17 protein-coding genes are annotated in these 19,781 nt (G+C 40.9%); 13 read left to right on the forward strand and 4 right to left on the reverse strand.

Annotated elements, in window-relative coordinates; all coding sequences use genetic code 11:
* Positions 1-462 precede the first annotated feature (462 nt).
* A complete protein-coding gene (locus INF20_RS08020) occupies positions 463-591 on the reverse strand; it encodes a helix-turn-helix domain-containing protein (RefSeq protein ID WP_226384540.1) in 129 nt (42 codons plus the stop codon).
* 313 nt (positions 592-904) lie between these two features.
* On the opposite strand from INF20_RS08020, the gene INF20_RS01055 reads away from it, so the two are divergent.
* Positions 905-2,791, forward strand: a complete 1,887-nt coding sequence (locus tag INF20_RS01055) for an LPXTG cell wall anchor domain-containing protein (RefSeq protein ID WP_226384541.1) — start codon at positions 905-907, stop codon at positions 2,789-2,791.
* 218 nt (positions 2,792-3,009) lie between these two features.
* A complete protein-coding gene (locus tag INF20_RS01060) occupies positions 3,010-4,560 on the forward strand; it encodes an LPXTG cell wall anchor domain-containing protein (RefSeq protein ID WP_226384542.1) in 1,551 nt (516 codons plus the stop codon).
* 399 nt (positions 4,561-4,959) lie between these two features.
* Here the strand turns inward: INF20_RS01060 and INF20_RS01065 are convergent, their stop codons facing one another.
* On the reverse strand, positions 4,960-6,174 hold the full coding sequence (locus tag INF20_RS01065) for an IS30 family transposase (RefSeq protein ID WP_226384543.1): 1,215 nt from the start codon (positions 6,172-6,174) through the stop codon (positions 4,960-4,962).
* Positions 6,175-6,403: 229 nt separating this feature from the next.
* On the opposite strand from INF20_RS01065, the gene INF20_RS01070 reads away from it, so the two are divergent.
* Positions 6,404-7,663: an LPXTG cell wall anchor domain-containing protein gene (locus INF20_RS01070; protein WP_226384544.1), complete on the forward strand. Its 1,260-nt coding sequence runs from the start codon at positions 6,404-6,406 to the stop codon at positions 7,661-7,663.
* Positions 7,664-8,084: 421 nt separating this feature from the next.
* Here the strand turns inward: INF20_RS01070 and INF20_RS01075 are convergent, their stop codons facing one another.
* Together INF20_RS01075 and INF20_RS01080 are read right to left on the reverse strand one after the other, a co-directional pair.
* Positions 8,085-8,585 (reverse strand): SEC-C metal-binding domain-containing protein, encoded by a 501-nt coding sequence (locus INF20_RS01075; RefSeq protein ID WP_226384545.1) that lies wholly within the window; start codon positions 8,583-8,585, stop codon positions 8,085-8,087.
* Between the two features lie 37 nt (positions 8,586-8,622).
* The gene (locus tag INF20_RS01080; protein ID WP_226384546.1) at positions 8,623-9,603 is read right to left on the reverse strand and encodes a homoserine dehydrogenase; all 981 of its coding nucleotides are present in this window, start codon (positions 9,601-9,603) and stop codon (positions 8,623-8,625) included.
* Positions 9,604-9,716: 113 nt separating this feature from the next.
* Here INF20_RS01080 and trmL point away from each other — a divergent pair, with 113 nt between their 5' ends.
* The 10 genes from trmL (at position 9,717) to INF20_RS08025 (ending at position 19,762) form a co-directional block, all read left to right on the forward strand.
* Positions 9,717-10,184 carry a tRNA (uridine(34)/cytosine(34)/5-carboxymethylaminomethyluridine(34)-2'-O)-methyltransferase TrmL gene (trmL, locus tag INF20_RS01085; RefSeq protein ID WP_226384547.1) on the forward strand — a complete coding sequence of 156 codons (468 nt, stop codon included), beginning with the start codon at positions 9,717-9,719 and terminating at the stop codon, positions 10,182-10,184.
* A gap of 48 nt (positions 10,185-10,232) precedes the next feature.
* Positions 10,233-11,537, forward strand: a complete 1,305-nt coding sequence (rpoN, locus tag INF20_RS01090; protein WP_226384548.1) for an RNA polymerase factor sigma-54 — start codon at positions 10,233-10,235, stop codon at positions 11,535-11,537.
* A 52-nt stretch (positions 11,538-11,589) separates the two neighbouring features.
* Entirely contained in the window at positions 11,590-12,606 is a 1,017-nt protein-coding gene (gap, locus tag INF20_RS01095; RefSeq protein ID WP_226384549.1) for a type I glyceraldehyde-3-phosphate dehydrogenase, read from the forward strand.
* A gap of 71 nt (positions 12,607-12,677) precedes the next feature.
* Positions 12,678-13,862, forward strand: coding sequence for a phosphoglycerate kinase (locus INF20_RS01100; protein ID WP_226384550.1), 1,185 nt, complete (start codon positions 12,678-12,680; stop codon positions 13,860-13,862).
* Positions 13,863-13,882: 20 nt separating this feature from the next.
* Positions 13,883-14,629 carry a triose-phosphate isomerase gene (tpiA, locus tag INF20_RS01105; protein ID WP_226384551.1) on the forward strand — a complete coding sequence of 249 codons (747 nt, stop codon included), beginning with the start codon at positions 13,883-13,885 and terminating at the stop codon, positions 14,627-14,629.
* Between the two features lie 9 nt (positions 14,630-14,638).
* On the forward strand, positions 14,639-15,928 hold the full coding sequence (eno, locus tag INF20_RS01110; protein WP_226384552.1) for a phosphopyruvate hydratase: 1,290 nt from the start codon (positions 14,639-14,641) through the stop codon (positions 15,926-15,928).
* 68 nt (positions 15,929-15,996) lie between these two features.
* On the forward strand, positions 15,997-16,233 hold the full coding sequence (gene secG / locus INF20_RS01115) for a preprotein translocase subunit SecG (protein WP_226384553.1): 237 nt from the start codon (positions 15,997-15,999) through the stop codon (positions 16,231-16,233).
* 165 nt (positions 16,234-16,398) lie between these two features.
* The gene (gene rnr, locus INF20_RS01120; protein WP_226384554.1) at positions 16,399-18,378 is read left to right on the forward strand and encodes a ribonuclease R; all 1,980 of its coding nucleotides are present in this window, start codon (positions 16,399-16,401) and stop codon (positions 18,376-18,378) included.
* An 82-nt stretch (positions 18,379-18,460) separates the two neighbouring features.
* Entirely contained in the window at positions 18,461-19,486 is a 1,026-nt protein-coding gene (locus INF20_RS01125; RefSeq protein WP_226384555.1) for an SPFH domain-containing protein, read from the forward strand.
* Positions 19,487-19,504: 18 nt separating this feature from the next.
* On the forward strand, positions 19,505-19,762 hold the full coding sequence (locus INF20_RS08025; protein ID WP_404812905.1) for a hypothetical protein: 258 nt from the start codon (positions 19,505-19,507) through the stop codon (positions 19,760-19,762).
* The last annotated feature ends 19 nt before the right edge of the window (positions 19,763-19,781 follow it).

Consider the following 19,781-nt stretch of genomic DNA (forward strand, 5'->3'; position numbering starts at 1 on the left):
TAAGTTTATATCAATTCTTCATTATAAACTTATATAAAACATTTGAAGGCAGCATGATAACAATAGTTTATCATGCTGTTTTTCGTTGTAAATTCCGTTAGTTTTAGAGATAACGTCCCAGGTAAGGGGTGCTGTTAATGTGTGAAGCAATAACGTCTGCATCCTGTTGCGAAATACCTGCGAATGAAGTTCCTTTAGGCAAAATGTATCGAATGTAGAGGAACGATAATGTCATTAATTGCAGCGATGGTTTCTTTAGATACCTGAAGTCTGCTGCGTTCCTGTCTTAAAGTCTTTTCGTATTCGTTCTGAGCGATAGAAGCCTCGTATATGTATTGGTTTTGTTTGCAGGATGTTTTGTTAAGGCAGCCATTGCAGACGTAAGGAGGTTTGTCTGGCTTGGTGCAGTCAAGTTTACGCTTGTTGGCTCCCACCTTAAGGAAACGGTGCTTAAGAATTTCTTTAGAGACAGCACGTCGATCTTTTTTTCAGACGATTGGCGATAGCAGCGAAAGAGTAGTTCAATCTGAGAAATTCCTGAATCACATAACGATCTTCGAACTTAAAGTGCTTGTATTTTGGAGTAGTCATAATCTACATCTCCTTTCTACTACTGCATAGCCAAAATACAAGATTATTATACAGCAAAACACCCCTAGGTGCTTTTAGAGGTAACGTCCCGAAAGTGAAAATTCGGGACGTTAAATAAATAATTTACTAGGCGTTCTTGACGGGAACTTTCTTATATGGCATAATAATTATAACTATCGGGGGAGGGGGTATTACGTACCCCGAAACCTCCGAATCATAGTATGGATTCTCGGAGGGACACCCGATGCATTTTAGCTGCGGTAACAGGAATACAGCGAATGATCTCCTTCGAGAGCAAGAAGGAGGTTTTTTTATGAGAAGAAAAGGATGGCTGGGGCTGATCCTGGCCGTGATCATGGTGTTCACAATGACACCGCCGACTGCGTTTGCGGATGACAGCTATGCATGTGAAATCATGACAAAAGATGGGAGAACAACTCAGTATGAAACCGTGAAAGCGGCATGCGATGCCATAAAAGATGGGGATACGTTAAAGCTTTTAAAAGATTATGATTCTTCAGTGGATAGTACAAATAACTTTGGTATCTCTTTAACTGCACGTTACATCACAATTGATTTAAACGGATACAGCGTAACTTCCCATAAGGAAAGTATTAAATATGGCTATGCGCTGAAGGTGGCACAGAAATCTTCGGGAGCGCGTGATAACACTGTAACGATCAAAAACAGCAGCACAACCAGGCAGTCTGTTTTGGCAAGCAGCAGTTACCAGATCATAACCGGCAGCGGGAATGGTAAATACAATCAGATCATCAAAATAGAAGGGAATATAGTATTCCGTGACATAGACGGAGAAACTCCGCTGGGGATAGAACTTGGAACAGGTGCTAAACTGCTAGATACAGATAGCGCGCGTGCGCTGGTTCCTAACGGCGGATTTTCAGTAAAAGAAGCGGACGGCAGCAGCTATATTTACGGAAATCTTTCGAATGCGGCGAGGAGATCGGCAGACGGAAATATAGTTCTTCTGCATGATTATGAAGGAAGCGATAAGATCGCATCCGGCTCTAAGGATTCCGTACTCGATTTAGACGGACATACGTACACTTATACAGGCAATGGATCCGCCATTGATGTAAATTACCCGAATGTAACGCTGACCGTGAAAAACGGTAAAATAGTTGTCACAGATGAAAATACTGCCGGTGCTGTTTTGATAGGTAAGTCGGCGGGAGGCATCGAAAGCAGCGAAGGCAATATGAATAACAGAGGCCTCATACTTGACGGAGTGGAACTGACGGTGCCCGGTGATACATACGGCATCGCTACGAACGGCACCGAAACAGGTAATACGGTGATGCTTAAAAATTCCGTGCTGAATGTAAAAAACGGCCTCGGCATTTACTTTCCGTCCGATGGCGATGTGATCATTGAAGATTCAACGATCAATGCCAAGCATGCAGGCGTGCAGATTTGCGCGGGGAACCTCACAGTAACAGGGGAGACCGTGATCACAGTAACGGGACAGCCTCAGGAAAAAACGGATAACGATGGCGCGATCGCAGACGGCGCTGCCGTATCCATAATCAATCGCGAAGGGTATAAAGACCTGGGAACTGTGAATATAGAAAGCGGTACTTTCAATTCCGCGGCAGATGTGGAAGTGGTCAAGGCGTATTCTTTTAACAATGCAAATAAGACGGAGGACGAATGGGCCGAAGCAGGCGACACTGTGAATGTGAAGGGCGGAAGCTTTTCTTCAGACATTGCGGAAAATATAGTGAAGAGTGATATGAAGGCGACAGTGACTTCCGGCGGTGAAACGACAGTAGTTATCGGAAAGCAGGCGGTGGAAAACGCCATTGCGGAGCTCAAAGCAGGAGATAAGATAGAATTCCAGTCTGTTGCCGATGATACTGACGTTAAAATTCCTGAAGGCGTGGAAGTAACAAATAGCACAGGTTCAGATATGACTATAAATAATGTAACAGTTGCTGATGGTGTTACTGCTATTGTAAAAAAACCTGAACCAACAGAACCAACAAATCCTTCAAATCCATCAACAGACAAACCAACTACAGGAGACCAGGAACAGACAACTGGCGACAAGGTCGATGCAGACAAGGAAAGCGATAGCCCTAAGACTGGCGATGACACAATGGTTCTCGGATATGTTATCATGATGCTCGCAGCTCTTGGTATCGGTGGAACACTTGCAGTAAACAGAAAGAAAAACTAAACTAACCTATATATGACAAACTAATCAAACATACAATATATGATTAGAAACTATACCCGTGGAGAAATCTGCGGGTATTTTTATTTGAGCAAATAGCTCTGACAGAAGCATTTGGTTGAAAACGCTAAACAGTTGAAGTTTTAACATATTGACAAACTGGATAGGGAGGGGGTAACATTAAGAATAGGTTATATATAAGTTAGAATATGGAGGTTAAAATGAATAATAAAAGTCAATCTTATTCAAAGAGGATAATGCTAATCTTTTTAGCATTTGCTATGATAATGGCTTTTATGCCATCAATGGCATTTGCTGAGAATAGTGTATCGGGTACAATGTCCTCTTCTCAGTTCTTAGCAGCAAAAGATGAGAATAATACTATAACTTTAGAAGGAGATGTTACACTTAGTGATAATTTAGTTATTAGTGACGGATCAACTCTGATTATTAATCTCAATGGTAATACATTGAGTGCGAAAAACACAGTTATAAAAATCACTCATGGAAATGTTGAACTTACAGGAGAAGGCGAAGTAAAGGAAAACAGTCCATACTATGCTCCTGTGTTCTTAGAAGGTTCGGCTAATCCGAATGATGAGAACTATACTACAGTAACAGTTGGAAAAGATGTTACACTTACAGGTTGGTCTGGATTGTTTATTGATTATATTGTAGATAATGGCTCAAATGTAGGATATGGTATAGTTGCCAATGTATATGGAACTCTTAACAGTGTAAGAGATACATCAGGTGCTGGAGGACACGCGTTATATGTAAATGGAACGCTTGTAGCTACAGAAGGTAATATACCAAAGATTACTTTGGATGGTGCTAGATTAAATACAGAGGCTGGCAACGGTATATATCTGGCAGGATTTGCTGATACAAGAATAATTAATTCGACTATTACAAGTAATGCGGAGGGCAATACCGGTATTGAAATAAGAGCTGGTAAATTGTATATAGAAAATAGCATTGTAGCCGGAGGAACTGGTGAGTTTACTGTTCAGCCTAATGGTAACGGATCGACAACAAGTAATGTTGCTTTAGCAGTTGTTCAGCATACTACAAAACTTCCGCTTGAAATTACCGTAGCAAATGGTACTTTTACTGGGGGTGCAGCATTATTTGAAGAAAATGCTCAGAAAAATGATGCAGCCGCAATTGATAAGATAAAAGTAGATGTTCAGGATGGTGATTTTGAAGGTATTGTATACAGTCAGAATAAAGAAAAATTTATATCTGGAGGTTCTTTTTCAGAAAAAGTAAATGAAGAATATCTTGATGCTTCTGTTGACACTAAAGCTACATACACTGCTGTAGACGGCTCTATCAGATATATTATTGGAGAAAGAACATTAAAGAATACTTTAAATAATATGTCAGAAGGAGATAAGATTGTTTTTGAGAAGGTGGCTGCAGGAAGTGAATACATCGTTCCCGAAGGTGTGGAAGTAACAAATAGCACAGGTGCAGATATGACCATAAATAATGTTACAGTTGCTGATGGCGTAACTGCGGTTGTTAAAGAACCAGAACCTACAGATCCAAGTGAACCTGTAAATCCTGAAAACCCTCAGGACAAACCTTCAACAGACAAACCAACTACAGGAGACCAGGAACAGACAACTGGCGACAAGGCCGATGCAGACAAGGAAAGCGATAGCCCTAAGACTGGCGATGATACAATGGTACTCGGATATGTAATCATGATGCTCGCAGCTCTTGGTATTGGTGGAACACTTGTAGTAAACAGAAAGAAAAACTAAACTAACCTATATATGACAAACTAATCAAACATACAATATATGATTAGAAACTATACCCGTGGAGAAATCTGCGGGTATTTTTATTTGAGCAAATAGCTCTGACAGAAACATTTGGTTGAAAACGCTAAACAGTTAAAATGGTTAAATCCTAAAATAACGTCTCTATGAAGACACAAAGAGATTTTCATATTTAAAATCCCGAAAAATATGTTTTTTTCAAAGCATTTTTACAAATCAATATGAAATAAATGTATAATGAAGTCATTCTAAAAAGAAAAAATTGCACTCTAACAGGACGGGAATTTTGAAAAAATTAAAAAGAATACAAGTAAATGCCCGCCTAATCGCTTAATAAAAATCTGTTACTTGATACGGGTGATAGTGTTAATTGAGTGTAACTTATCTTCTTAGTAATCTAATAGTGAGATCAATATCGTCATAAGGGATTTGGGTGATATTAAACTTATGGATATTGTTCTCACCAATGAAGCCAATAGCGGCTTCATAAGGTGAATGGTTGTTTAATGACTTCCTTGGCACAGAGTTGATATGCGAAGCAAGAAGATAACAATCTTGTTGTGATAAACCAGCAAAAGATGTACCTTTGGGCAGAACATATCTAATATACTCATGGTTCTTTTCAATAGAGCCCTTTTGCCAAGATGCGTTTGGATCGCAGAAGAAGACATAAGACAACCTTTCTCCATTTATTGAGGAAAATTCAATACTTTCGGGATCAGAGAACTCTGAACCGTTGTCAGTAAGAATAACTTCAAATAATCTTGAAAATTCAAAATCACCGAGAGATTTTTTTAGTTCATTAAATACTTCGGTAACATACTGACTTCGTCTGTAGGGAAGAAGATATATAAGCATAAAATTAAAGTTGCGGAAAAGAAGAGTAAGAAAGCACTTGCCCCCTTTTCCACCAGGAGTACCAATAACAGTATCCATTTCAACAACAGAGGCTTGAGGATCCCATTCGATATAGTCCTGAAAGTCATGATACTGGCGACCAAGACGATATCTGGTATCAATCTTTTTACGAGAATAATCATATTCTTTTTTAATCTTGAATCTAACCTTTCTAGGGAGGTCAATATTCTTAACATTAAAAAGACCTAAATCAACATAGCGATAGAAAGTTGATTTGCTGAAAGGAAGAAGTTCAGGGTGAGAAACATAGACATGATTAACGCTATGATGCTTGTGTATCATGAGAGGAGATATAACCTCATTGATATCAGCAATCTGACTTTTAGTAAGTCTTAAGCGAGAGCGTGTTGAAGAAAGAGTAGAGCGGTATTCATGATCAGCAACAGCGGCATCGTAAAGATATTTGGGCTGCTTGCAGGTTACAAGAAGATTGCAACCGTTACATACATAAGGAGCTTTAGAAAGCTTATTGCATACGACAGTCCTTCTGCCAGAGCAATATCGAACAAAACGATGATGCTTAACTTCTTTAGCAATGGTAGTTCTGTCTTTGTGGATTCTTTTGCCAATGGTGGTAAAAGAGTGTCCATAAGTGAGAAACTCTTGGATTATGGAACGATCCTTGTAAGTAAGGTGTTTATGCTTTTTATTAAAACTCATATTTTTAGAATTATTCATGGTGTATGTCCTTTCTAATCATACCCGTATCAAAGTGAAATAATTCTAACATAAAAAGAATCCCCTAAAGGATTCTCAAAGTAAATTCTCTATAGTACAAAAACGGGAAGTTAATTTAATATTTTAGATAAACAGTTGAGATTTTAACATATTGACAAACTGAATAGGGGGGGGGTAATATTGAGATATAGTTATATATAAGTTAGATAGAAGGAGAGGAATAAATAGGATGACGAAAAGCATTTTAAAAAAGTCAGTAGCTATTTTCTCTGCAGTAGCAGTAATCTTGTCGTGTTGTTTTGTGACAACATTTGCTGCTGAAGGAGATGTAGCACAGATAGGTAATGTAGGATACAAAACATTAAATGAAGCTGTTAAGAATGTAAAAGATGGCGAAACTATTACAGTTTTAGCTGATATTGATAATGCAACAGGCATGGCAGTACCATCCGGATCAAATTTTACAATTGATTTTGATGGACATACATACACTTTAATAGGGCCCGGAGCAGGTTCTACAGGTACGGAAACAAATGGATTTCAATTACTAAAGGACTCAAATATTACATTCCGTGATGGTGTTATTAAAATAGCGCCTAATGCAAATAATATTAAACGTATTATTCAGAACTATGCAAATCTTACATTGGAAAATATGACATTCTATAGTGCTAATCAGGCTGGCGGTGAAAATTACGCATTAAGCTTTAATAATGGAGATATTGTATTTAAAGGAAATACAAGTGTGATATCTTCAAGTGATGATATAATAGCTTTTGATATTTGTAAGTTTGCATCTTATCCAAGTGCAAAAGTAACTTTTGCTGAGGATTATTCAGGCTCTGTCAAGGGTAAGATTGTATATGATAGCCCTAATGCAGATACTCACAAATTAACAATTAATGGAAACGGAAAATTTGGTACGATAGAGGCTACAACTAATTCAACTGAAAATCCAAATATTGATATAAGAGGCGGTACTTTTAAAAATATTAATACTAATGTTAATATAACTGCTACAGAAGTTGCTAAAGTTGAAACTAATGGAAATGTATCTACTGTTGTAGGACTTTCTAATATCAACAATGCATTAACAAATGCTAGTGAAGGTACTGTTGTTACTATGGTAAAAGCATCCGAAGGATTAGAACTGAAAGTTCCAGCTGGTATTGAAGTTTCAAATGATAGTGGAAATAACATTGTTGTTAACGATACAGAATTAGCTCAAGGAGAAACAGTTACTGTAACAGAACCAACTGAACCTACAGAACCTGTAAATCCTGATAATCCTCAGGACAACCCATCAACAGATAAACCTGCAACAGGTGATCAGAGTCAGACAACAGGTGATAAAACTGATGCTGACAAAGTGGCTGACAGCGATTCCCCTAAGACCGGCGATGATACAATGGTACTCGGATATGTAATCATGATGCTCGCAGCTCTTGGTATTGGTGGAACACTTGTAGTAAACAGAAAGAAAAACTAAACTAACCTATATATGACAAACTAATCAAACATACAATATATGATTAGAAAATATACCCGTGGAAAAATCTGCGGGTATTTTTATTTTGATGAAACATTAAATGGAAATTATTGGAAATAACTCAAAGGCGTGATATACTTTTATTGCTGTTATACCAAATCTCTGGCAACGGAGAGGAGGTGAATTCTATGTCGGTTATAATATCTATGTTAAATTCGATCATAGTGGGTGTGATTTGTCATCTCATCTACAAATGGCTGGATCGGAAGCTATAATATAACAGCACAGCATAATAAAAATCCCACGGACTACCACTCCGTGGGATTTTTCCTATGTCGTAATATCTATGTTTTGTTAGCATATTTATCTGCTTAAAAATATTATAACACTTTAATGGTTGATGTCAAATGTTAATAAATACTTACGCATTCTTACCGCAGCAATGCTTATATTTCTTGCCGCTGCCGCATGGGCAAGGGTCGTTTCTACCAATCTTCTTACCTTTAACAACTGTTCTAGAACGTCTGTATTCAGTTGCGATTTCCTGTCTCTTTTCTTCGCTGAAAATGCCGTCCCATTCTTCCAGTGTGAAAAGGTAATCTGCTTCCGCTTTGAGCATGTTAAAGAACAGCTTTTCAAAGTCGATGTCAAGACTGATTTCTGTATCGGAAGTTACGCTGTCAAGGTCTGTTGGCTCGTTGATGCTAGTCTGGATGCCGTCTAAAAAGCCCATGAAGATAACTTCTCTTACACCATATTTTGCAGCCAGGTCGCTAACCTTGCCAGTTACATTGTTCATCTTGTTTGCCAGGATGTCCTTGTAGATGGCAGTTTCGCCTTCGCTGTATTCCTTCCAGAAATCTTCAAAAGTGTCCTTTGTCTGACCATTTAATAGGTTGGTCCATTCTTTGTATAAACCCATTTATATATTTCCTCCTAAATTGAAATCTTGTTATAAATTATTTGCTTTCTGCAATTTCCTTTGCAGCCATAAGTATGTCACCCATAACTGCACTTCCTGTAGGCAGTGGACCTGCACCCTTACCGTAGAACATCAGCTCACCAACTGCGTTACCTTTTACGAATACGGCATTAAACTCATTGGAAACCGAAGCAAGGGGATGATCTGTCGGCAGAGCAACTGGTTTAACTGAATAACTGAGCTTGCCGTCTTCATTTTTTGCAGAAGCGATCAGCTTGATTTTGCAACCATCTGCGGTTGCCTTGTCAATATCGGCCTTGGTGATTTTGCTGATGCCCTCTGTAGGAATATCATCAGGATGTACATAGTGACCGAAGGCAAGAGCCATCATAATAGATAGCTTGTTTGCCGCATCTATGCCTTCCACATCGGCGGTAGGATCTGCTTCTGCAAAGCCCTTTGCCTGAGCATCCTTTAAAACATCGGCATAATCAAGACCGTTATCTGTCATTTGGGTTAGGATATAGTTTGTGGTTCCGTTTAAAATACCCAGGATTTCGTCAAATTTGTTGGCTCCCAGTACTGTGGTGATGGCGTTGAGAATAGGTATACCGCCGGCAACACAGGCTTCCGGTCTCAGGCTTACATCGTTATCTGCTGCGGCCTTAAAAAGCTTATCGTAGTTTGCTGCAACTGCTGCCTTATTTGCCGTTACAACATGCTTGCCGTTGTTAAGCGCTTTAAGCATGTATTCGGATGCAGGCTCAATGCCTCCAAGTACTTCTGCCACAATATCTATTTCAGGGTTATCAATGATGTCTGCTACATTGTCCGTCAAAACACCGTCTGGGGTTACAACCTGACGAGGCTTTGTTACATCGTTTACGAGGATTTTTGAAATTTCCACCGATGCACCGACATGCTTTTCTATGAGTTCCCTGTTCATTTCAAGAGTCTGATATGTTCCAGTTCCTACATTACCGAAACCGAGCATTCCGACTTTAATCGTTTTCATCATATTTACCTCCTTGGTGGTTCATCTATGAAATTATATATCAAAAACGCGGTTTTGTCTTTATATTAAGCTAATTTTTTATTATTATAGAAGGTGCGCGGAAAGGAGAATATTAGATGTTTCATATAGTTTTTGTGGAACCGGAAATTCCGGGAAACACAGGTAATATAGCAAGAACCTGCGCGGCAACCGGAGCAAAGCTGCATCTTGTTAGACCGCTGGGATTTAACATAGACGATAAAACCGTAAAGAGAGCGGGATTGGACTACTGGCAGTATGTGGATTTGGAAGTTCATGATAGCCTTGAAGCTTTCCTTAAAAAATATGCTGGCAGCAGAAAATTTCTGGTAACTACCAAGGGCAGCAGGCTTTATACTCAGCCGGAATACAAAGACGGGGATATGTTCCTGTTTGGCAGAGAAACGGCGGGACTTCCGAAGGATTTTATAGCTGCAAATCAGGAAATGACGGTTAGGATACCGATGAGCAAAGAGACTAGAATGAGGTCGCTTAATCTGGCTAACTGCGGCAACATTATACTCTTTGAAGCACTGCGTCAAATGGGCTTTCCTGGCTTGAAATAACAGGGAAGTTTATTGTATAATAATTTTGATAGACATTTGAGGTGAAAGATGAAACTGGGATACGCGATTGGTACCAAACAACAGCAAAAAATGGTGATGAGTCCTGAACGTATCCAGGCTCTTAATATATTACAGGCAGGTGGAGCGGAGCTAGGAGATTACATAAAGGAAGAACTCCTAACAAATCCGGCTCTTGAGATTGCCGAACCTGCAAGGGAGCTAAAGCCGATTAAAGCGGATGATGTCAAGGACCATATTGCTGAGCGCCAGGCGGCCTTTGAGGAAAGCATGTATGATTTTCTTAAAAGTCAGCTTCGGCTTTCCTTTGAATGCGAACATAAAATATCAATCGGAGAGTTCATCATCGATTCCATTGATCCGTGGGGATATTTAACCATGACGGAATGCGAGATGGCAAAGGCGATGAACGAGGATAGACAATCCGTAGCAGAAGTCCTTTCCGTAATAAGGCAGTTTGATCCACCGGGTATAGCTGCAACGGATCTTAAGGATTGCGTCAGGCGTCAGTTGAAGCAAAAGGGACGCCTTGACCGTATGACAGATAAGCTTGTGGAATATCACTTGGAAGATCTTGCCGAAAATAGGATTGAAAAGATAAGCCGTGATATGGGTATCTCAATAGAAGCGGTCAAGCAGTCGGCTGAGCTGATAAAGAGCATAAACCCAAAGCCGGGCAGTATATTTGCTGCAGACAGCGAAAGGGCATATATCTTTCCCGATGTGATTGTCAAAAAAGATGATGAAGGCAATCTAGTGGTTGAAAACGACAGAACTGTTATTCCGTCTTTATGCCTCAGCTCATATTATGAAAAGCTGATAAGGGATGAATCTCAGGACGGAGTAGTCATGGAATATCTTTCCGAGAGGATTGAAGCGGCAATTCGTCTGATAAGGGCAATAGAGCGTCGTGAAAAGACCATGATGGACATAACATGGGAAATCATACGCTTCCAGGAGGAGTTCTTTAAAAAGGGCGAAAAATTTCTTAAGCCTATGACTATGGGTCAGATTGCCGAAAGCATAGGCATGGCAGAATCCACTGTCAGCAGAGCTATAAGGGATAAATACATACAGTGCCCTTGTGGTGTCTATAAAATGAGATATTTCTTTTCCGCAGGCGTGGAAAACGGTAGCGGTGAAGGCGTTTCTGCGGTGAGCATAAAAAAATACATTGCGGAAATGATAGAAAAGGAAGATGGCACAAAGCCTTTAAGTGATCAAAAACTGGCTTTGGAGCTGGGTAAAATGGGTATGGATATTTCTAGGCGTACGGTGGCAAAATACCGTGAGGAAATGGGCATTGGCTCATCCTCAAAACGCAGGAAGTATTGATATAAATAATTTATAAAATTACTTTTTATTTAAGAGATTTAAGGAGGACAACATGGCAGTCAAAGTTGGTATTAGCGGTTTCGGGCGTATAAGCAGGGTTGTGATACGCGCAGCGTACGGAGACAGCGATATCGATATCTGTGGTATTAATGTGCGTAATGCGGACATCGACTATCTTGTGTATATGCTCAAATATGATTCCACATTCGGAAGATTTCCGGGCAAGGTGGAAAGATATGATAAGGGCATTATGATAGATGGTAAAAAGATTCCTGTATACAGTGAAGAACAGGCGATTAACATTCCTTGGAGTGAATGTGGCGCAGAATACATTCTGGAAGGTACAGGAGCCTACACCACAACAGAAAAGGCTATGGATCATATAAAAGCTGGAGCAAAGAAGGTTCTTATTTCTGCACCGGCTAAGGATAAGGAAACACCTACATTCGTTGTTGGTGTAAACCATGAAGAATATGAAAGCAAGTATCAGGTAGTATCTAACGCTTCATGTACAACAAACTGCCTGGCACCTCTTGCAAAGGTAATACAGGACAACTGGGGCATTAAGGAAGGTCTCATGTCTACAATTCATGCGGCTACAGCAAAGCAGAAGGTTGTTGATGCAAGATCCATGAAAGACTGGAGAACAGGAAGATCAGTATTTGGCAACATTATTCCTACAACTACAGGAGCTGCTAAGGCCGTTGGTCTGGTTATTCCTCAGCTGCAGGGCAAGATGACAGGTATTTCTTACAGAGTGCCTACTGCAGACGTTTCCCTTGTTGACCTTAACCTGATTCTTGAAAAGCCGACTTCCTACGAGGAAATCTGTGCTAAGGTTAAGGAAGCATCCGAAACATATCTGAAGGGTATACTGGAATATGTGGACGATGAGGTTGTATCCGGAGACTTTATCGGTGATCCATGTACATCCATCTTTGACGCCAGACAGGGTATCGAGCTTAATGAACATTTCTTTAAGCTGGTTGCCTTCTACGATAATGAATATGGTTATTCCTGCAAGTGCCTTGATATGATGAAGCACATGAACGAGGTTGATAACAAATAAGTATAAAAAAATGCTATGCCGTACCGGATTTGCCGGCACGGCATTGCTTGCGTTGAGAGGATTTTTTTACAATGAAAAAGACAGTAAAGGATATCGAACTTAAAGGTAAGAGAGCGCTGGTAAGATGCGATTTTAATGTTCCTATGAAGGACGGAGCAATCACAGATGACACCCGTATCAGAGCGGCTCTGCCTACAATAGAGTATCTCCGTAACAGCGGAGCTAAAATCATCATCATGTCCCACATGGGAAGACCAAAGGGAGAAGCGGATATGCAGTACACTCTTGCACCGGTTGCAAAGAGACTGGGCGAGCTGCTGGGCTGTGATGTTATATTTGTAACTTCTCCTCAGGTTGTGGATGATGCTGTAGTAAAGGCAGCAGAAGGACTTTCTGAAGGCCAGGTTATGCTTCTTGAAAACACAAGATTCAGAAAGGAAGAAACCAAAAACGAAGAAGCCTTCTCAAAGCAGCTGGCTGCTCTGGGAGATGTATTTGTAAACGATGCCTTCGGTACTGCCCACAGAGCTCACTGCTCTACAGCAGGGGTTGCTGATTATCTGCCGGCAGTTTCCGGATTCCTTATTGAAAAGGAAGTTGAATACTTGGGAAGTGCGGTGGACGATCCTAAGAGACCTCTTATTGCCATTATGGGCGGTGCAAAGGTAGGAGATAAAATCAAGCTTATCGAAAACCTTTTAAACAAGGTGGACACTCTGCTCATCGGCGGAGGTATGGCATATACATTCCTAAAAGCTAAGGGATATGAAATAGGTACATCAATTCTTGATGAAGAGAGCATAGACCTTGCTGATAAGCTTATGAAGGACGCTGAAAGCAAAGGCGTAAATATGCTTATTCCAGTGGATGTGGTATGTGCCAGCGAGTTTTCCAACGATGCAGATAAAAAGACAGTAAGTGCTGACAGCATCCCTGCTGATATGATGGGAATGGACATAGGACCTGAAACAGTTAAACTCTTTGCAGGAGAAGTAGCTAAGGCTGCTACAGTAATTTGGAACGGACCTATGGGAGTCTTCGAAATGCCTAACTTTGCAGTTGGTACTGAGGAAGTCGCAAAGGCACTGGCAGCAAGCAGCGCAGTTACGGTAATCGGCGGTGGCGACAGTGCAGCTGCAGTTAAGCAGTTTGGTCTTGAAGATAAGATGACCCATGTATCCACAGGCGGCGGTGCTTCCATGGAATTCCTTGAAGGTAAGGAGCTTCCTGGAATTGCAGTGCTGGAAGACAAATAGACGGATAAAAGGAGGATTACATGAGAATACCTTTTATAGCAGGCAACTGGAAGATGTTTAAAACAAAGGCTGAAGCTGCTGAGTTTGCAAAGGAATTTGTAAAGCTGTATCAGGGAACAGATGTGAGAACGGCAATATGCGCGCCTTTCACAGACCTTGAGCTGTTGGTTGAAGCCTTTAAGGATACAAACATAGGAGTGGGAGCGCAGAATGTTCACTTTGAAGATGAGGGTGCTTTCACAGGAGAAATTTCCGTTAAAATGCTTGAGGAAATCGGTGTTGACTACTGTATTGTAGGTCACAGCGAAAGAAGACAGTACTTTGGGGAAACAGATGAAACTGTAAATAAGAAACTTAAAAAGCTCTTTGAAACGGATATAGTGCCGATTATGTGTGTTGGTGAGCTTTTAGAGGAAAGAGATGCGGGAAAGGCCTTTGAGGTTGTTGGAAGACAGCTTGAAGAGGGACTTTCCGGAATTTCAAAGGAAGATGCTTCTAAGCTTGTAATAGCTTATGAACCTGTATGGGCCATAGGAACCGGCAGAACCGCCACACCTGAGCAGGCTGAGGAGATGTGTGCCTTTATAAGAGAAGGCCTTGAAAAGCTGTACGACGAGGACACTGCGGACAGCGTTATAATACAGTACGGCGGAAGCGTAAAACCTGCCAACGCCACCGAGATAATGAATATGCCTGAAATAGACGGAGCCCTGGTGGGCGGTGCCAGCTTAAAGCCGGTGGATTTCATGGCAATCATAGATTTTTAGGAGGAAAAAATGTTTTATATCGAAGATGTGATTGCAAGGGAAGTACTGGATTCCAGAGGAAACCCTACAGTGGAAGTTGAAATGATGTTAAACGACGGTACTGTTGGAAGAGCCATTGTGCCTTCCGGAGCTTCCACAGGAGTACACGAAGCAGTTGAATTAAGAGACGGCGATAAGTCCAGATATCTGGGAAAGGGTACTCTTAAAGCAGTTGAAAATGTAAATACAATCATAGCTGAAGAAATCATCGGTATGAATCCGATGGATCAGGTTGGCCTTGATATGTTCCTCATCGAGCTGGACGGAACAGAAAACAAGGGTAAGCTGGGTGCAAACGCTATACTGGGCGTTTCCATGGCGGCAGCAGATGCCTCTGCAAAGGCTCTCGGTCTGCCACTGTTTAAATATCTTGGCGGAGTTAACGGCAAGATGCTTCCTACACCGATGATGAACATCCTTAACGGTGGTTCCCATGCGGACAACACTGTGGATATTCAGGAATTTATGATTATGCCTGTAGGTGCACCATCCTTTAGAGAAGGCCTGAGAATGGGTGCTGAAGTATTCCATAGCCTCAAGAGCGTGCTTAAGGAAAAGGGCATGAATACAGCGGTAGGTGATGAAGGTGGCTTTGCTCCAAATCTTTCAACCAACGAAGAAGCTATTTCTGTTATCATTGAAGCTGTTGAAAAGGCAGGCTATAAGCCTGGCGATGATATTAAAATCGCCCTTGATGCAGCGGCCAGCGAATTTTACGATGCAGATGAAAATGTATATAAGCTGACAGGCGAAGGCGTTACAAGAACTGCAGCTGAAATGGTTGAATACTACCAGATGCTTTGCGACAAGTATCCTATTATCTCCATTGAAGATGGTCTTGCAGAAGACGACTGGGATGGATGGAAGCTTCTCACAGATACTTTGGGCAGCAAAGTGCAGCTGGTTGGAGACGACCTGTTTGTTACAAACACAAAGAGACTTGCAGAAGGTATTGAAAAGGGTATTGCTAACTCTATCCTTATCAAGGTAAACCAGATAGGTACTTTAACAGAAACCTTTGATGCCATCGAAATGGCTAAGAAGGCTGGATATACAGCAGTAGTATCCCACAGATCCGGTGAGACTGAAGATACTACAATTGCAGATATTGTAGTTGGTCTTAACGCAGGTCAGATAAAGACAGGTTCTCTTTCTAGAACTGATAGAATTGCAAAGTACAACCAGCTTCTGAGAATTGAGGAAATGCTTGACGGAACTTCTCAGTATGCAGGCAATGATGCCTTCTACAACCTGAAATAACATACTTGATTATGCCAAAATGCTATGATATACTATCATAGTTAATTGACTGAAATGGGAGGATAGATATGACATTCCTAATGGTAATACTGGCGATAGCGTCGGTTGTGCTTATCTTCAGCATACTGATGCAGTCCAGCAACAGCGACGGATTATCCGGTTCCATCGGGGGCGGTGCCGAGCAGCTGTTCGGAAAAAAGAAGAGCAGAGGTTATGATGCCATACTCAGCAGAATATCGCTGGTAGCGGCTGTATTATTCATAATACTGTCTCTTGTTATAGTCACTTTGGAAGTGAGAGGTTAAGAAATCGCTAAGGACGGTCAAACGACCGTCCTTATTTATTATGACCTATCCCGATTTATCTTTGATAAATCGCGGAAGGTCAAACGTCAGAAATTACGCTGATAGTGCGCTTGTGCCCGGAACGGGTATGGCACTCTACGGCGAATGACCTAACCCAATTTACATTTGATAAATCTGAATGGAAGGAAAGACATGGCAAAGAAAAAAAGCAACAGATCCGTTGCAACAGGAACATTAAAAAAGCATAGAAAAGGTTTCGGCTTTGTAATTTTGCCGGAGGATTCTCCATATAGTGAGCTAGGAGATATATTTATTTCGCCGGGCAGCATGCACGGAGCCATGGATGGAGACACCGTTGAAATCGATCTTATACCGGAATACCTTTGGGGTAATTCGCCGGAAGGAATCGTAACGAAAATCGTAAACAGAAATCTGGCGGAGGTTGTTGGGACTTTTGAAAAGGGTAAAAAGTTCGGCTTTGTGGTGCCTGACGATAGAAAAATCCGAGACGATGTATTTATAAGGAAAAAGAATTTCGGTAAAGCTAAAAACGGAGATAAGGTAGTTGCCAAGATAATTAAATATCCTGAAGGAAAAGACAGTGCCGAAGGAAAGATAAGCGAGATAATAGCGAGAAAGGGCGAAAAAAATGCCGATGTTAAGGCTATTATAAGAGGCAGCGGAATAAATACAGTATTTCCTAAAAATGCAGCTGAGCAGGCGTCTAAAGCACAAAAGGAAGGTATCACCGAAGATGAGATAAAGAAAAGAAGAGACTTAAGGGATGTTTTCACGGTTACCATTGACGGAGCTCACAGCAAGGACTTTGACGATGCTGTTTCCGTTGAAAAGCTCAGCGACGGCTCATATAAGCTAGGTGTTCATATAGCCGATGTGGCTCACTATGTAAAAGAAAATTCTGCTCTCGATAAGGAAGCCTTTGAGAGAGGTAATAGCGTATATGTGCTAGATCAGGTTGTTCCTATGCTTCCGGAGGCTCTTTCCAACGGAATATGCTCTTTAAATCCTGAACAGGACAGGCTTACGCTTACTTGCGAGATGATAGTTGACGAAAAGGGTAGAATAAAAGAACACGAAATCTATGAAAGTGTTATCCGTTCCCATAAAAGACTTGTGTACGATGATGTTTCAGATATCATCGAAAGCGGTAACAGAACTGAAGAAAACGGATATCTGTTTGATATGGCCGAGCTTGCGGCAATTCTTCGCCAAAAGAGAGAGGCCAAAGGTAGCATAGACTTTGATATAGACGAAGCGGAAATATCCTTAGATGATAAGGGCAATGTGGCGGATATAAAGGTGGCAGAAAGAAGAGTTGCCAACAAGCTCATTGAGGAATTTATGCTGGCGGCAAACATGACAGTTGCAGAGCATTTTTTCTGGATGTCGGTTCCATTTGTATATAGAGTACATGAAAGACCTTCCATCGAAAAAATGGAAGAGCTGAGGACCTTTTTAAGAAGCCTTGGGATTACATTGAAAGGAGATTTATCCCAGATAAGGCCTGATGCACTTAGTGCAGTGCTTAAGGAAATATCGGGAAAATCCTATGAAAATGTAGTAAATACCGTGATGCTGCGCTCCATGCAAAAGGCTACCTACGAAACGGAATGTAGCGGACACTTTGGACTTGCCCTTAAATATTATTGTCATTTTACCTCGCCTATAAGAAGGTATCCGGATCTTATGATTCACAGGGTAATTAAGACAATATTAAAGGGTAAGCTGGATGAAAAGGGAATTAAGATGTTTGCAGAAAAGTGCGCAGCAGCTGCAGAGCATTCTTCGGCAACTGAAAGAAAAGCCATAGAAATAGAAAGAGAAGCCGAAAGGCTTAAAATGGCTGAATATATGCTAGAACGCGTGGGCCTTGAGTACGACGGCATAATCAGCGGAGTTACCGGCTTTGGAATTTATGTGCAGCTTGATAACTGTGTTGAGGGAATGGTAAGATATGAGACCATGAGGGATGACTATTACGACTACGAGCCTGAAAAATACAGGGCTATAGGGGAAAGAACCCATAAGACCTACACCCTTGGCGACAGAGTCAGAATAAAGGTCGATAGCGTATATATCAGAGAAAGAGAAATAAATTTCATCATGAGGGATATTGACAAATAATCCGCATGAGATATAATGATGATATCAAAATGATATCATATATTAAATTGCGTACGCCTATAAGATTTAGGAGGATATTAAGATGAATGATGAAATAAGAAAGACCAACACAGGCTCTGGCGGTGAAGGAATTGTGGAAAGAGAGTTAAAGCCGATATCCGGCATGGGAATGCTGTTTTTATTGATACTGGGAGTTTTGGCATCCATTGCATTGGTTGCAGCGGGATTTGCAGTATTTGAAGGCGGACTAACTATTATAGCGGTAATAGTCGGAATCGTACTGTTTGTGGTATTTTTGGTGCTTATGGCAGGACTTAAAATTGTAAGACCTAATGAAGCTTTGGTACTCACATTGTTCGGTAAATACCACGGCACCATTAAAAAAGAAGGCTTCTTTTATGTAAATCCTTTTACAACAGCCTTTAATCCTGCAGCAAAGTCCTGGGCAGATGAGATTGCAGAGGAACTTGACAAAAGCAAGAAAAAGGATAAAACCGGAAAACACACAAGTACCGGTAAAGGAGTTTCTCTGAAAACCATGACACTCAACAATGCTCAGCAAAAGGTAAACGATGTAAACGGCAATCCTATAATCATCGGTGCGGTGGTTATATGGAAGGTTGTAAATCCTACAAAAGCAGTATTTAATGTGGAAAACTACGAGGAATATCTTTCCATACAAAGCGATTCCATTATAAGAAACACTGCAAGAGCATATCCATATGATGATTTTGAAAGCGATGATGTGGAGCTGACTCTCAGAGGTTCAAGTCTTGAAATAGCCGATAAGATGAAAAAGGATCTTCAGGATAAAGTTGAAAATGCAGGTCTTGAGATAATGGAAGTTAGAATTACTCATCTTGCATACGCAGAGGAAATTGCTGCAGCAATGCTGAGAAGACAGCAGGCAACGGCAACTATTGCAGCAAAGGAAAAGATTGTGGAAGGTGCTGTCGGAATGGTTAAGATGGCATTAGAGCAGCTTGAGGAAGACCAGCTTGTAATCCTCGATGATGAGAGAAAGGCAGCAATGGTTTCAAATCTCCTGGTTGTACTCTGCGGTGATAAGGATCCTCAGCCTATCGTAAACAGCGGTAGCATTTACTAAAAAGGAGGTGTGCCCGAGTTGACTGATATAGATAAAAAAGAAGAACTGCTCGAGGCGCGCCTCGAACGGATAAAAAAGCTGGAAGAAGAGATAAAGAAGCGTGAAAAAAGCGTAAAAGAAAAGGAGAAGTCCAAAAAGCAGATGCTTTTAAGACTTTCTCCGAGTCTTTACAACGAGATTGCAGCCTGGGCTGAAGAGGATTTTCGCTCCGTCAACGGCCAGGTTGAGTATCTTCTCAGCGAATGTGTTAACGCCAGAAAGAAGAAAAACAAATAAATTATTGACAATGAGCGGA

It is taken from the genome of Gallibacter intestinalis, from assembly GCF_014982745.1.
GTDB classification, from domain to species: domain Bacteria; phylum Bacillota; class Clostridia; order Peptostreptococcales; family Anaerovoracaceae; genus Gallibacter; species Gallibacter intestinalis.